The following is a 12906-nucleotide window of genomic DNA, read 5'->3' as shown; positions in this document are numbered from 1 at the left end:
TCACTTTGCCAAATGCAGAATGTTCGAATACTCGGCAGTGTACAAATTCCGTTTCGCGCTGAAGATGGTTCATTGCCCGTTGCCTCGACGTTCTGCCGCAGGCATTAAGGTTCGGATGGCAAAGCAACTCGACTTTCATACGATCCGCGAGATCTTTATCCGCTTTCATGCGGCGGAACCCGAACCAAAGGGAGAGTTGGATCACGTGAATGCCTATACCCTGGTTGTTGCGGTTGCGCTTTCTGCGCAAGCCACGGACGCTGGCGTGAACAAGGCTACGCGTAAACTGTTTGAGATTGTGACCACGCCAAGGCAGATGCTGGATCTTGGTGAAGACCGTCTGATCGAGCACATCAAGACCATCGGCCTCTACCGCAACAAGGCCAAGAACGTGATGAAGCTTTCGCGCATTCTGGTTGATGACTATGGCGGCGAGGTGCCGAATTCACGTGCTGCCCTGGAATCGCTGCCCGGTGTCGGGCGCAAGACGGCGAATGTGGTGCTGAACATGTGGTGGCAATTTCCGGCACAGGCCGTAGACACCCATATATTCCGGTTCGGCAATCGCAGCGGGGTTGCTCCGGGCAAGGATGTCAATGCGGTGGAACGGTCGATCGAAGACAATATCCCGGTTGATTTCCAACAGCATGCGCATCATTGGATGATCCTGCACGGACGCTATCATTGCAAGGCGCGCAAGCCCTTGTGTCCGACCTGCCTGATCCGGGACCTATGTGAATACGAGGACAAGACAGTATGAAGAACTATGACCTGGTCGGCATCGGCAACGCCGTTGTAGATGTCATCACCCAATCGGATGACAGCTTTCTCGATCATATGGGCATCGAGAAGGGTATCATGCAACTGATTGAACAGGAGCGGGCCGAGATTCTCTATGGCGCGATGGACCGCCGGGTTCAGACTCCGGGAGGATCGGTTGCGAACACCATTGCGGGGGCCGGGGCGCTGGGTCTGGACACGGCATTCATAGGGCGTGTGCGTGACGATGCCTTGGGGCGGTTCTACGCGGACGCGATGAACGAGAACGGGATCGATTTCGTGAACCCGCCCGTGACTGACGGTGAACTGCCGACCTCGCGGTCGATGATCTTTGTTTCGCCGGACGGGGAAAGGTCGATGAATACCTATCTCGGTATCTCCACCGGTCTGTCTTCGGTCGACGTTCCGGCCGCTGTCACGAGCAATGCGCAGATCATGTTCCTGGAAGGATACCTGTTTGACCATGACGCGGGAAAGACGGCCTTTCGCGAGGCGGCACGCGCAACACGCGCCGGTGGGGGCAAGACCGGTATCGCCATATCCGATCCGTTCTGCGTTGATCGTCATCGGGCTGATTTCCTGTCGCTCATCCAGCATGATCTGGATTTCGTGATCGGGAATGAGGCCGAAATTCAGTCGCTCTTTGAAACCGACCACCTGAACGACGCGCTGATGATGACCGCCGCCCTGTGCCCTCTGGTGGTTTGCACCCGTTCAGGTGACGGCGTGTCCGTCATGGAGGGCACGTCGCGTCTGGATATTCCGGTAGAGCGCATCAAACCGGTCGATGCCACGGGTGCGGGCGATCAGTTTGCGGCCGGTTTCCTGTATGGCATGGCGACAGTGCGCGATCTGGAAGCCTGCGCACGGATCGGATGCGTTTGCGCCAGTGAGGTGATATCGCATCTCGGCCCGCGACCCGAAGCCGACATGCCCGAACTGCTGCGCGACCAAGGCTTGTTGTAACGCTTTGCTGACGGACGGGTCTCACGATATTCCTGCCGGCAAGGTCGCCGCGGTCGTCACGCATCTTGAAATGCGCGAAGAAGTCACGACCCGGCCCGCCAGCATGCCGGAGGAGGCGACACTTCAGAGTGTGAAGCAGCCCGAGCCTGACTGGTATCGTGATCTGTTCATGCGGGTCGGCGGTCTGGACTGGCTCTGGTTTTCGCGGCTTGAACTGGATGATGCGGCGCTTGGCGCGATCCTGCATGATCCGGATGTCGAATTGTACGCCCTGATGCAGGACGGAATCGCGCAGGGGATGGTCGAACTCGATTTTCGGCAATCTGATGAATGCGAACTGGCGTTTTTTGGTCTGACTTCCAAATTGATCGGGCAAGGTGCGGGGCGTTACATGATGAATCACGCGATTGCGCGGGCGTGGTCCCGCCCGATTAGCCGATTTCACGTGCATACCTGCACATTGGATTCTCCGCAGGCACTCGGATTTTACCAAGGCAGCGGTTTTGTGGCGCGTCGACAGCAGGTCGAAATCGCGGACGACCCGCGCCTTACTGGCGTCGTGCCACGCGATGCGGGCACCCATGTGCCGCTGTTTCCGACAGATTGAACAATGACGCGCGCATGACTGGACATTGTTTTGTCGGGCTGCTTGGCTGCGTCAACTGATCGCAATCCGAGGGGATAGAACATGCAAGGCTGCACACTTGGAAAAAATGGGCCTGCCCTGTCCGCCATCGGCATCGGTGCGATGTCGTTTGCTGATTTCTATGGCCCGACGGACGAGCGTGAATCCCATGCGATCATGGATGCGGCGCTGGAGTTTGGGATTTCCCATCTGGATACGTCGAACATCTATGGCATGGGCAAGTCCGAGAATTCCATCGGCAGCTTTCTGGCGGCGCGGGGCAGCGGGATGCGCGAGCGTTTTACCATCGCCACAAAGGCCGGTATCGCCCGCGACAGGGACACCGGACGCCCGATTTTCGACAATTCACCTGAACATCTGACGCAAGAGATCGAGGCCAGTCTGAAACGGCTAGGGGTCGAGGCGGTCGATCTTTTCTATGTGCACCGGCGTGATTCCAGGATCGATATCGAAGATGTGACCGAAACGCTCGCCGGGCTGGTCAAGGCCGGAAAGACCCGCGCCATCGGGTTTTCCGAAATCGCACCGTCATCGTTGCGCCGGGCATCGGCGATACATCCGATCGCGGCGGTACAATCGGAATATTCCCTGTCCACGCGCTTTCCGGAACTGGGTCTTGTCCAGACCTGTGCAGAGCTTGGCGCAACGCTGGTGGCCTTCAGCCCGGTGGGCCGCGGGTTGCTGACCGACAGGCCGCATCGCGCCGATGCCATTGCCGGCATGCCGTTTCTCAAGACCAATCCGCGCTTTATCGAGCCCAACCTTTCGACGAATATCGACGCGACCGCCCCGTTTCGGGCGCTCGCCGCCGAGATGGGCACATCGGCCGCCGCGCTTGCGATTGCCTGGCTGCTGACGCGCGGGGAGCATGTGCTTCCAATCCCCGGAACACGCTCCGTGGCGCATCTCAAGGAACTGGCGGCCGGTGCGGACCTGTATCTGAGCGAGGAGGACCTCGCCCGGATCGACGCGGTGCTGCCCGTCGGATGGGCCCATGGTGATCGCTATTCCGACGCGCAGTGGATCGGACCGGAACGATATTGTTAGAAAGCGCTACAGTTTCGGGGCGAATGCCTGCAGGATCTGCTCATAGACCTTGCGTTTGAATGGCACGATCGCGCCAACAAGCTGATCCACCGGTTGCCAGCGCCAGACCGTGAATTCGGGATGCTCGGTTTCGACATTGATCTGATCATCGCGCCCGTGAAAGCGCATCAGGAACCATTTTTGCTCCTGTCCGCGATAGCGGCCCTTCCAGATTTTGGGCACGATGTCGTGTGGCAGATCATAGGGCAGCCAGTTGTCGGTCTCGGCAATGATCTCGACCAGATCGGCGGTGACACCGGTTTCCTCCCAAAGCTCGCGCAACGCGGCCTCGCGGGGCGCTTCGCCTTTGTCGATACCGCCCTGCGGCATTTGCCAGGCTTCGGCGTGGCGGTCATTGCGCTGGCCGACAAAGACATCGCCGTCGGCATTTATCAACATGATACCGACACATTGGCGATAGGGCAGTTCGGCGATCTCGTCCGGGGTCATGTGAGGGCTCCTGCGATGCTGCTCCCTGTCTAGCGGTACGGCATCCGGACGCAAGTGTTTGACGCGGCGTTTCGCGTGACTTGCCTAGTATCTGCGGTATTGCTGAGGACGAAAAGGGAGACACTCATGGCTGACTATCCGAACCTGCTTGCCCCGCTTGATCTGGGCTTTACCACTCTGAAGAACCGCGTTCTGATGGGCTCCATGCATACGGGTCTGGAAGAAACCCGCGACTGGAACCGTGTGGCCGAATTTTACGCCGAACGTGCACGCGGTGATGTCGGGTTGATGGTCACCGGCGGGATTGGTCCGAACCTTGAAGGGTCGGTTATGCCGGGTGCCGCGATGATGACCACCCAGGAAGATATCGATAACCATTCGGTCATCACCGAACGGGTCCACGCGGCGGGTGGTAAGATTTGCATGCAGATCCTGCACGCGGGCCGCTATGCCTATGGCCCAAAATGCGTCGCACCCAGCCCGGTCAAATCGCCGATTTCGCCGTTTCCCCCGACCGAGTTGGACGAAGAGGGGATCGAGAAGCAGATCGCCGATATCGTCGAAGCTGCGCGCAGGTCGCGCGAGGCCGGGTATGACGGGGTCGAGATCATGGGCTCCGAGGGGTATTTCCTCAACCAGTTTCTCGTCACACACACCAACAAGCGCACGGATCGCTGGGGCGGATCTTACGAGAACCGGATGCGTTTGCCGATCGAGGTCGTGCGGCGGACGCGGGAGGTCTGTGGTGACGACTTCATCATCATCTACCGCCTTTCGATGATCGATCTTGTGCCCAATGGGTCCACCTATGCAGAGGTCGTGCAACTGGCGCAGGAAATCGAAAAGGCCGGGGCGAGCATCATCAATACCGGGATCGGCTGGCACGAGGCGCGTATCCCGACGATTGCCACATCGGTGCCGCGCGCGGCCTTTGCCTGGGTCACCAAGAAACTGATGGGCCAGGTTTCGATCCCGGTCATCACCTCCAATCGCATCAACACACCCGAAGTTGCCGAAGAGGTGCTGGCCACCGGCTGCGCCGACATGGTGTCGATGGCGCGGCCGATGCTGGCGGATGCGCATTTTGTTGCCAAGGCGGCAGCGGGCCGGGGCGATCACATTGCGCCCTGCATCGCCTGCAACCAGGCCTGTCTGGATCACACCTTCGGCGGCAAGCTGACCAGTTGTCTGGTCAACCCGCGCGCCTGTCATGAAACCGAGCTGGTGATTGCCAAGGCCGATACGGTCAAAACGGTGGCCATCGTCGGGGCTGGTCCGGCCGGGCTGTCCACGGCGATCACGGCGGCAGACCGGGGCCATGACGTGACACTTTTTGATCGTGCGGACGAGGTTGGCGGGCAATTGAACATGGCCAAACAGGTTCCGGGCAAAGAGGAATTCTGGGGACTGGTGGACTGGTATCGCACGATGGTGGCCGATCTCGGAATCAAGACCGCGTTGGGGCGCGAGGTGACGGCGGACGATCTGGACGGGTTCGACGAGATCATCATCGCCACCGGGGTTTCGCCGCGCGATCCGGGCATTCCGGGGCAGGATGCACCGAATGTGGTCAACTATATCGACGTGCTGCGGGGCAAGGTAGAGGTCGGCAGCCGCGTGGTGGTCATCGGCGCGGGTGGCATTGGTTTTGATGTATCCGAATACCTCGCGCATGAAGGCACCAGCCCCACCGAGAGCCTGCCGTTGTGGATGGAAGAATGGGGCATTGCCGATCCGGCGGAGCATCGGAGCGGTCTGGCCCCCGAGGGCCCAAAGCCGCATCCGTCCGCGCGACAGATTACCCTGCTGCAACGCAAGGCCAGCAAACACGGCAAAGGGCTTGGCAAGACGACCGGCTGGATTCATCGCGCGACGCTCAAGATGAAAGGCGTGCAGTTTGTCGGTGGCGTGAACTACGAGGCGATCGATGCAGACGGCTTGCGTGTGTCCTTTGGCGAAGCGAGGGAAAATCCGACACTGATCGAGGCGGATACCATCGTGCTCTGTGCCGGGCAACTTCCGGAACGGTCGCTGGCAGATGCGCTGATTGCGCGTGGGGTCACGCCGCATGTGATCGGTGGCGCGGATGTCGCCGCAGAACTGGACGCAAAGCGCGCGATCGATCAGGGCACCCGCCTGGCCGCCGCGCTTTAGGTATCGTGCGCGGCGATGCTGTCCGATGGGGCCTCGTCGCGGTCGGTCATGCCATAGTCGCGGATGACCTGGGTCACGCGCAGGCGGTAGTCGGAAAAGACCCCGCCGCGCCCCTTGGCCTGAGCCCGCCGATGCGCGGCCAGCCTGCGCCATTCCTGCACCGCGTCCTCGTCGCGAAACAGGGACAGTGACAACAACTTGCCGGGGTTGGTTATGCTCTGGAACCGCTCGACCGAGACAAAGCCGTCGATCTGTTCAGCCAGCGGGCGCATTTCGGCGGCGATGTCGAGATATGTGTCCTTCATGCCGTCGGCGGGCTCGACTTCAAAGATGATGGCGATCATGACTTTTCTCCGTGAGGTGCCGACGCCAAAGTCAGCCAAGTCCGGTCTTCACGCAACAGAAACCGTTCCTTTTTTGCAAATTCATAGTTCTCGCGCCCCAGCGGATCGGCATTGAGACGGGCACGATACGCTTCATACGCGGCAAGGCTGGGGATGTTGTAGATGCCGTATGCGCGGGTGGACGAACCTTCGTGCGGGGCGAAATACCCCACCAGATCCGCGCCGCAACGGGGAATCGCCTGACCCCAGTTTCGGGCGTATTGGCGAAACTGATCGGTTTTGGCCGGGTCGATATGGTATCTGATGATGCATGTGAGCATGAGCGTTTCCCTTGTGAACTGATCTTTGGATAGCCGATTGAATGCACCCTATGCTTCGATTACTGTCGAACTATGAGAGAAGGCCCGGATTTCACCGCGATCGCATCGCTGATTGGCGACCCTGCGCGCGCAAACATGTTGACGGCCCTGATGTCGGGCAAAGCGCTCACCGCCGGTGAACTTGCGGTCGAGGCCGGGGTCAGCGCTCAAACCGCAAGCTCGCACCTGCACAAATTGCAAGACGCCGGGTTGTTGAAGCTGCAAAAGCAGGGCCGGCACCGGTACTACTCCCTGTCCGGAGACAATGTCGCCCAGACGCTTGAAGCGTTGATGGGGCTCGCTGCAGGGCTGGGGCACATGAGAACCCGGACGGGACCGCGCGATCAGGCGCTCCGCACTGCGCGGGTCTGCTACAACCATCTCGCGGGCGACCTGGGCGTTCAGATGTTTTCTGCGATGCGCCGCCAAGGGCATTTCGAGTTTTGCGATACAGGGCTGGATCTGTCCGAGGCCGGGCAGCGTTTCGTGGCCGCACTTGGCATCAGCGCGCAGGCCATGCCACGCAGCAAAGCCCCGATGTGTCGCGAGTGTCTGGACTGGAGCGTGCGCCAATCGCATCTTGCCGGACGGCTGGGGCGTGCGATGCTGGCGCGGTTCGAAACACTCGGCTGGGCGCGGCGGGTTCCCGACACTCGGATCGTGCAGTTTTCGGATCGGGGACTTTCGGAGTTCAACGCACTCTTTTGAGAGTGAGGGGCGCCTAATCTATGGTGATGGTGATCACGTCGGAAACAACCGGTTCGGCATGAGGAACATGTGACGCGTCCCCCAGCACCAGTTGCAGCGTATGCGGGCCTGCCGGCAAATCCAGCGTGACCTCGGTCTGGCCACCTCCAAAGTGGCGGTGATGTTCATCCGAAGGCAGGCCGATGGTCAACTCGTCCGCGCCATCTTCGCCTTGCCCCAATGGCGGGCGGTCGATCAGCAGGTGATGATGCCCGGTCATCTCCATTTCTGTACCCGCTGGTGCAACGCCCATCCCCGATAGGCCAAAATTCACCGTGACCGGAGACGCCACCGTGTCGCCATCCGACAGATTTACGAAATAGAGCCGCGCGTCAGGGTTGGAAGGGGTTTGCCCCTCAACCTGAGCGGGCAGGGCCATCAGTGCGGCCAAGGCTGTCGCAAGCGCGAGTTTCATGTCAGCACCAAATTGTTGAGAATTGTCATAATAGGTAGCACGATCTTGCCACATTTCCAACGGCTCCGGTAAAATATCAATAAAATCAATATTCTGTAGATGCGAGTATCGCCCATTTCCGCGCTCCGGGCCGTTTCCCCAGCGAGAACGATAGGCAATGAAACCCTGATATTATCCCACGCTCGCCGCGATCTTGCCCAGATTCGAACGGATACCGATTGCATAACTGAATTAGTTCTTGAGGTACTGCGTATGGATCGATTGACGGAAATGGAAGCCTTCGCCAACGTGGTGGATCAAGGCGGCTTTACGGACGCTGCCAAGAAGATGGGTATCTCGAAATCGGCTGTTTCCAAACATGTCTCAAGCCTTGAGGCACGGTTGGGCGCACGGCTTCTGAACCGGACGACCCGCAGGGTCAGCCCGACGGAAATCGGACTGGCCTACTATGATCGGGCGCGCCGTGTGCTAAACGACGCAGGCGAGGCTGATGCATTGGTGACGTCGATGCAATCCGCTCCCTCGGGATTGTTGCGGATCAGTGTTGCCACCGATTTTGGTGTCAATCATCTGTCACCGGTTCTGTCAGAGTTCCTTGCGGATTTCCCCGACATCACGGTCAACATGGTGCTGAACAACCGCTATGTGGAACTGATCTCCGAAGGCTTCGACATGGCCGTGCGGATCGGAGAGCTCGAAGACAGCACTTTGCGAGCACGCAAGCTGACGGAAACCACCAAGCGCATGATCGCCGCGCCGTCCTATTTCGAGAAATACGGGCGACCGCAGAAAATCGATGACCTGAACGAACACAAGCTGCTGCACTACTCGAACCAGTCCAGCGGCAATGTCTGGCGGCTGACGGCCCCTTCGGGTGAAAAGCGACAGGTCCGCACCGCTGGCTGGCTCAGTGTCAACGACGGTCAATCCCTTTTGAACGCCGCGATTTCGGGGCTCGGGATCGCTTACCTGCCCAGCTTCCTCTATTCCGAGGCGTTGCAGTCGGGGCTGGTCGAAGATGCAATGCCGTCTTTGCCGGTTGAGACACAGGGCATCTATGCGGTTTATCCTCCGGGTCGCTTTACCCAGCCCAAGGTCCGTGCGTTCATCGACTTTCTGGTTCATGCCTTTGCCGAAAAAGGTCCGACCGACTGGTAGGATCGGCTTCGCGCAATCGGGGCCAGCCACCCTCGTCCAGTTGGGATCGTAACCACACAAGCGTCGCTGGACCGCTAGCGTGCTGGCAGCAGGATCGCTTCAACCCGGCGATTGGCCTCTCGCCCCTGAGGTGTCAGGTTGGAAGCAACAGGTGCCAGATAGCCGTTGCCCTCGGCATCGATGCGGGAAGGATCGACATCAAGACTATCGATCAGGCGCGTTCGGACGGCAGCTGCGCGTCGTTTGGACAATGCAATATTCGTCGCAAGTGCCCCGGTACTGTCTGTGTGTCCGACCAGTGCAATACGTTGATCGGGATGATCGCTCAGATATTTGGCGAGTTGGTCGAGCGTTTCGTGGGGGCCGGGCAGCAACGCCCCAGCACCGCTGTCAAATTCAAGATCGCGCAGAACCACGTGTCCGTCACGCTGTAGCGCCAGTGCCAAATCCTCGGTGGTCGCAACGCTCGCCTCGGGTGTTGTTGCTTGTATGCTGTTCTGCGCATCGGAGGGCGACACGCGGATGATCTGAATGTAAGCGGCACTTCCGCTTCGGCTGACCAGAACGCTGATGGCGGTGTCAGGTTCCAGAACGGCTGACAGGAAACGGTAGTTTCGAATATCGACGTGCATGTCCGGTGCAGGGACGACCTCTGTTCCAAAGCGGAAATCAAACCCGCCGCAGGTGCGGTCCTCGCATTGGTAGATCAGGTCATAGCCCATCGATTCCAATTGTTCGCGCAATGGAGTCAGGAGCTGCAGCGTCGTCGCCGATGCGCCGTTGATCCGAAAGGTCTTGCGCTCGACGCGCCCCTCGAACCGGCGCACCGGGATAGTTCCATCGGCAAAGATTCCCGTCGGCAGCTCGTAGCTGTCAAGCGGGCTTACCCGTTCCGAGAGTTGCCGAGCCGCTGGCATCAGTGTCAGATCCTGAGCCTGACAAAAAACAGGTATCAGCGACAAAAGGGTGCTGAATGCAAGTCGGCTCATCATCTGAACTGTGAATGGTACTCGTCATTCGGGTGCATTGCAGTGGCACTCGCGACCCGATTGGACATGTTGAAGAAGCCGGTGACATTTGCAATGTCCCAGATATCGCGATCGCTGAAACCCAGATCCCGCAGGGCCTGGCGATCGGTTTCCTCGATCGTGGCGCTGGCAGTTGTCATCTTGGCCGCGAAATCGAGCATCCCCCGTTGGCGCGGTTCGAGCGGTGCAACGCGGTAGTTCATCACCAGCATTTCGCCCAGTTTCGGGTCGCCGGACAATTGCCGCACCGCCGCGCCATGGGCAACGAGGCAATAAAAGCAGTGGTTGATCGAAGACACGACCACGGCGATCATTTCCCGCTCGAGCTTGCTCAGGCCGCTATCGGCCAGCATCAGGTCGTTGTACATGCCGGTGAACGCGTTGAGTTTGTCGATATCAAAGGCATTGGCCTTCAAGACGTTGGGGATCATTCCCAGTTTCTCGAGGCAGATATCAAAGTACTTCTGTGTCGCCTCGGGCAATGGATCGACCATTGGAAGGTCAAGGGCGGTCGGCGGGGTTTCATTTGTCACTTGGCATCAGGCTCCATCTGGGAGGTGTCGATAATGGTACTGTCCCACAGGCCGCATGCCGAGGGAAGTGTAGAGCGCGTTGGCCGCCGTGTTCTCGACCGTGCACATGACCGACAGGGTTTCGGCACCCTGTTCGTCGGCCCAGAAGGCAGCGGCGCGCATCACCCAGCGACCCATGCCGCAGCGCCGTTGGTGAGCCAGGATTTCAATCGCATGGACCATCACGACGCCATCATGAAACGCGGCATAGGCGGCCCCGGCGGGCTTGTCCTTGTGGCGACACAGGAAACTGGTCTTGGGTCCGCGGGCGCGATCCATGATCGCGAGCCGAGACGCCCCGATCCCGCCAGCGGCCCAGATTTCACGCATGATGGCCAGCGGCTCCCAGAGGGAAAAAACGGTGACGCGGGGGATCGGCTCATCCATCATTTGTGCGGGGGGGCACACATAGATCGTGACCGGGTCCTTGAGCGCATAGCCGCGTTGGGCAAGGTGCTGGTCCAGAACGGTCTCGCCCTTGCGGATCATGAAAATGCGGGACTGCCCCATGTCCAGCATCGCGGTTTCCGCGCTGTCGATGTCGGCCTCGGTAAAGTCAGCGTCCGGTTTGGCCAGCGTTGTCGCCGACACGCGGCTGCCGCCGCCGCATCCTTCGCGCAGGGTCCAGACCCCGTGGTGCCGGTAGCTGGCGGCAGGCCAGGTGCCGTCAATCACATCGTACCAGGATGGCAGGGGTGCATTCATAGCGCGAGCGCCCTGGCCAATTCGGTCATTGCGGCGTCCACCCGCGTGCCATCCTGCCCGCGGATGACGATATTCGCGCCAAAGGCCCCGTCTTTCTGAAACGGATAGCAGCCAATCGACAGGTCCGCGTAGCGCTCTGCAAATTGCGACAGCGTTTCGGCAATGTCACCTTCGCCGCGAAACACCTGCAGGCTCTGGCTCATCAACGGAGCACCGCCGGTCAGGGTTGGCAGGACACTGGCGACCATCGCCTGAAAGACCTGTGGAACGCCTGCCATCACGTGAACATTACTGATGGTAAACCCCGGGGCGCGTGACACCGGATTGTCAATCAGGGTGGCCCCGTCCGGGATCCGAGCCATGCGCAGGCGGGCGGCATTCAACCTATGCCCGCTCTTCTGGTAATGGTCCTCGAGGATTTTCCGGGCATCGTCGCGGACGTCAATCGGAGCGTCAAAGGCTGCCGCGATGCAATCGGCCGTGATATCATCATGGGTCGGCCCGATGCCACCGCTGGTGAACACGACATCATGGGTGTCGGACAATGCGCGCGCCGCATCGATGATCGCAACCCGATCATCGCTGACGACACGCACCTGTTTCAGGTCGATTCCGTTCTTGGTCAGTTCGCCAGCCAGAAAATGCATGTTTGAATCGCGTGTGCGTCCTGACAGGATTTCATCCCCGATCACCAGCATCGCGGCGGTTGGATTTGCCATGACATGCCTCGCTTGAATGGTTTCTCTCGCAGGTATAGGCCCTTGGCCATGCGCTTTGAAACCCCTCTCGTCCCCGCCAGGCTGATCCGCCGCTACAAACGGTTTCTCGCCGATTGCAGGCTCGGGGATGGCCGTGAAATCACCGCGCATTGCGCGAACCCCGGTTCGATGATGGGACTGGCGACGCCGGGTCAGAAGGTCTGGCTGGAGCCAAACGACGACCCTCGCAAGAAACTGAAATTCGGCTGGCGGCTGGTGGATCACGAGAACGGGCATTTTACCGGCGTGGATACCTCGGTTCCAAACCGCGCGCTGCGCGCCGCTCTCGAAGAAAGACAGGTGGCCGGGCTGGCGGCGTATGAAACCGTTCGCCCCGAGGTCAAGTATGGCGAGGCGAGCCGAATTGACTTCCTGTTGAGCCAACCGGGCCTTCCCGACGCATATGTCGAAGTCAAGAGCGTGACATTGTGTCGCCAGCCGGGGCTGGCCGAGTTCCCGGATTCCGTAACCAAACGCGGTGCCAAACACCTTGAGGAACTGGCGCGGGTCGCTGAACAGGGCCATCGGGGGGTGATGCTGTACCTGATCCAGCGCACCGATTGCACGGGGTTTGATCTGGCACGCGATATTGACCCGGGATATGCGGCGGCCTATCAGGCCGCCCGTGATCGTGGCGTTGAAACCCTGTGCTTTGGCTCGCGGATCACCACGCAGGGGGTGGAGTTGGGCCAACCTGTCGCTTCTGTGTTTTGAGCCCCACTGGAACTTTTGCGCCTG

The 12906-nt window shown here is 59.8% G+C and carries 16 protein-coding genes; 8 read left to right on the top strand and 8 right to left on the bottom strand.

Going from position 1 to position 12906, the window contains the following annotated elements; translation table 11 throughout:
• Positions 1–115 precede the first annotated feature (115 nt).
• The 4 genes from nth to QO231_RS04310 all read left to right on the top strand — a co-directional run bounded on the left by nth (position 116) and on the right by QO231_RS04310 (position 3439).
• The gene (nth, locus tag QO231_RS04325) at positions 116–760 is read left to right on the top strand and encodes an endonuclease III (RefSeq protein ID WP_316773662.1); all 645 of its coding nucleotides are present in this window, start codon (positions 116–118) and stop codon (positions 758–760) included.
• Complete coding sequence (locus tag QO231_RS04320; RefSeq protein WP_316773660.1) at positions 757–1746, top strand: adenosine kinase; 990 nt, start codon at positions 757–759, stop codon at positions 1744–1746. Before nth ends, QO231_RS04320 begins: the two co-directional genes overlap by 4 nt.
• Positions 1747–1750: 4 nt before the next feature.
• Positions 1751–2353 carry a GNAT family N-acetyltransferase gene (locus QO231_RS04315; RefSeq protein WP_316773659.1) on the top strand — a complete coding sequence of 201 codons (603 nt, stop codon included), beginning with the start codon at positions 1751–1753 and terminating at the stop codon, positions 2351–2353.
• Positions 2354–2434: 81 nt separating this feature from the next.
• On the top strand, positions 2435–3439 hold the full coding sequence (locus QO231_RS04310) for an aldo/keto reductase (protein ID WP_316773658.1): 1005 nt from the start codon (positions 2435–2437) through the stop codon (positions 3437–3439).
• A 6-nt stretch (positions 3440–3445) separates the two neighbouring features.
• On the opposite strand, the gene QO231_RS04305 is transcribed toward QO231_RS04310, so the two are convergent.
• The gene (locus QO231_RS04305; RefSeq protein WP_316773657.1) at positions 3446–3928 is read right to left on the bottom strand and encodes an RNA pyrophosphohydrolase; all 483 of its coding nucleotides are present in this window, start codon (positions 3926–3928) and stop codon (positions 3446–3448) included.
• 126 nt (positions 3929–4054) lie between these two features.
• Here QO231_RS04305 and QO231_RS04300 point away from each other — a divergent pair, with 126 nt between their 5' ends.
• The gene (locus QO231_RS04300; RefSeq protein ID WP_316773655.1) at positions 4055–6082 is read left to right on the top strand and encodes an NADPH-dependent 2,4-dienoyl-CoA reductase; all 2028 of its coding nucleotides are present in this window, start codon (positions 4055–4057) and stop codon (positions 6080–6082) included.
• Here the strand turns inward: QO231_RS04300 and QO231_RS04295 are convergent.
• Complete coding sequence (locus QO231_RS04295) at positions 6079–6426, bottom strand: antibiotic biosynthesis monooxygenase family protein (RefSeq protein WP_316773654.1); 348 nt, start codon at positions 6424–6426, stop codon at positions 6079–6081. The two genes, QO231_RS04300 and QO231_RS04295, sit on opposite strands and share 4 nt — an antisense overlap.
• Complete coding sequence (locus tag QO231_RS04290; RefSeq protein ID WP_316773652.1) at positions 6423–6746, bottom strand: NIPSNAP family protein; 324 nt, start codon at positions 6744–6746, stop codon at positions 6423–6425. The genes QO231_RS04295 and QO231_RS04290 overlap by 4 nt, the downstream gene beginning before the upstream one ends.
• A 72-nt stretch (positions 6747–6818) precedes the next feature.
• On the opposite strand from QO231_RS04290, the gene QO231_RS04285 reads away from it, so the two are divergent.
• The gene (locus QO231_RS04285) at positions 6819–7493 is read left to right on the top strand and encodes an ArsR/SmtB family transcription factor (RefSeq protein ID WP_316773650.1); all 675 of its coding nucleotides are present in this window, start codon (positions 6819–6821) and stop codon (positions 7491–7493) included.
• A gap of 13 nt (positions 7494–7506) precedes the next feature.
• On the opposite strand, the gene QO231_RS04280 is transcribed toward QO231_RS04285, so the two are convergent.
• Positions 7507–7947 (bottom strand): DUF4399 domain-containing protein, encoded by a 441-nt coding sequence (locus tag QO231_RS04280; RefSeq protein ID WP_316773647.1) that lies wholly within the window; start codon positions 7945–7947, stop codon positions 7507–7509.
• A gap of 252 nt (positions 7948–8199) precedes the next feature.
• Between QO231_RS04280 and QO231_RS04275 the strand changes: the two genes are divergently transcribed.
• Complete coding sequence (locus QO231_RS04275) at positions 8200–9105, top strand: LysR family transcriptional regulator (protein WP_316773645.1); 906 nt, start codon at positions 8200–8202, stop codon at positions 9103–9105.
• A 74-nt stretch (positions 9106–9179) separates the two neighbouring features.
• On the opposite strand, the gene QO231_RS04270 is transcribed toward QO231_RS04275, so the two are convergent.
• From QO231_RS04270 to QO231_RS04255, 4 genes are all read right to left on the bottom strand, one after another.
• Positions 9180–10022 carry an OmpA family protein gene (locus tag QO231_RS04270; RefSeq protein ID WP_316773643.1) on the bottom strand — a complete coding sequence of 281 codons (843 nt, stop codon included), beginning with the start codon at positions 10020–10022 and terminating at the stop codon, positions 9180–9182.
• Between the two features lie 71 nt (positions 10023–10093).
• Positions 10094–10666, bottom strand: coding sequence for a peroxidase-related enzyme (locus QO231_RS04265; RefSeq protein WP_316773641.1), 573 nt, complete (start codon positions 10664–10666; stop codon positions 10094–10096).
• Between the two features lie 6 nt (positions 10667–10672).
• A complete protein-coding gene (locus tag QO231_RS04260; RefSeq protein ID WP_316773639.1) occupies positions 10673–11410 on the bottom strand; it encodes a GNAT family N-acetyltransferase in 738 nt (245 codons plus the stop codon).
• Positions 11407–12129 (bottom strand): competence/damage-inducible protein A, encoded by a 723-nt coding sequence (locus QO231_RS04255; RefSeq protein ID WP_316773637.1) that lies wholly within the window; start codon positions 12127–12129, stop codon positions 11407–11409. Before QO231_RS04255 ends, QO231_RS04260 begins: the two co-directional genes overlap by 4 nt.
• A gap of 48 nt (positions 12130–12177) precedes the next feature.
• Here QO231_RS04255 and sfsA point away from each other — a divergent pair, with 48 nt between their 5' ends.
• Positions 12178–12882, top strand: a complete 705-nt coding sequence (gene sfsA, locus QO231_RS04250) for a DNA/RNA nuclease SfsA (protein ID WP_316773636.1) — start codon at positions 12178–12180, stop codon at positions 12880–12882.
• Positions 12883–12906 lie beyond the last annotated feature (24 nt).

It is taken from the genome of Sedimentitalea todarodis, assembly GCF_032595355.1.
Classification (GTDB): Bacteria; Pseudomonadota; Alphaproteobacteria; order Rhodobacterales; family Rhodobacteraceae; genus Sedimentitalea; species Sedimentitalea todarodis.
Note: the sequence above shows the minus strand (reverse complement) of the source record. Positions and strands in the feature narration are given on the sequence as shown.

What these genes read in the sequence shown, in the direction of transcription:
- QO231_RS04295 (WP_316773654.1), bottom strand. Translation starts at nt 6,426, where the DNA reads ATGATCGCCATCATCTTTGAAGTCGAGCCCGCCGACGGCATGAAGGAC.
- QO231_RS04280 (WP_316773647.1), bottom strand. Translation starts at nt 7,947, where the DNA reads ATGAAACTCGCGCTTGCGACAGCCTTGGCCGCACTGATGGCCCTGCCC.
- QO231_RS04270 (WP_316773643.1), bottom strand. Translation starts at nt 10,022, where the DNA reads ATGCCAGCGGCTCGGCAACTCTCGGAACGGGTAAGCCCGCTTGACAGC.
- QO231_RS04285 (WP_316773650.1), top strand. Translation starts at nt 6,819, where the DNA reads ATGAGAGAAGGCCCGGATTTCACCGCGATCGCATCGCTGATTGGCGAC.
- sfsA (WP_316773636.1), top strand. Translation starts at nt 12,178, where the DNA reads ATGCGCTTTGAAACCCCTCTCGTCCCCGCCAGGCTGATCCGCCGCTAC.
- QO231_RS04260 (WP_316773639.1), bottom strand. Translation starts at nt 11,410, where the DNA reads ATGAATGCACCCCTGCCATCCTGGTACGATGTGATTGACGGCACCTGG.
- QO231_RS04310 (WP_316773658.1), top strand. Translation starts at nt 2,435, where the DNA reads ATGCAAGGCTGCACACTTGGAAAAAATGGGCCTGCCCTGTCCGCCATC.
- QO231_RS04300 (WP_316773655.1), top strand. Translation starts at nt 4,055, where the DNA reads ATGGCTGACTATCCGAACCTGCTTGCCCCGCTTGATCTGGGCTTTACC.
- QO231_RS04320 (WP_316773660.1), top strand. Translation starts at nt 757, where the DNA reads ATGAAGAACTATGACCTGGTCGGCATCGGCAACGCCGTTGTAGATGTC.
- QO231_RS04275 (WP_316773645.1), top strand. Translation starts at nt 8,200, where the DNA reads ATGGATCGATTGACGGAAATGGAAGCCTTCGCCAACGTGGTGGATCAA.
- QO231_RS04305 (WP_316773657.1), bottom strand. Translation starts at nt 3,928, where the DNA reads ATGACCCCGGACGAGATCGCCGAACTGCCCTATCGCCAATGTGTCGGT.
- QO231_RS04255 (WP_316773637.1), bottom strand. Translation starts at nt 12,129, where the DNA reads ATGGCAAATCCAACCGCCGCGATGCTGGTGATCGGGGATGAAATCCTG.
- QO231_RS04290 (WP_316773652.1), bottom strand. Translation starts at nt 6,746, where the DNA reads ATGCTCACATGCATCATCAGATACCATATCGACCCGGCCAAAACCGAT.
- nth (WP_316773662.1), top strand. Translation starts at nt 116, where the DNA reads ATGGCAAAGCAACTCGACTTTCATACGATCCGCGAGATCTTTATCCGC.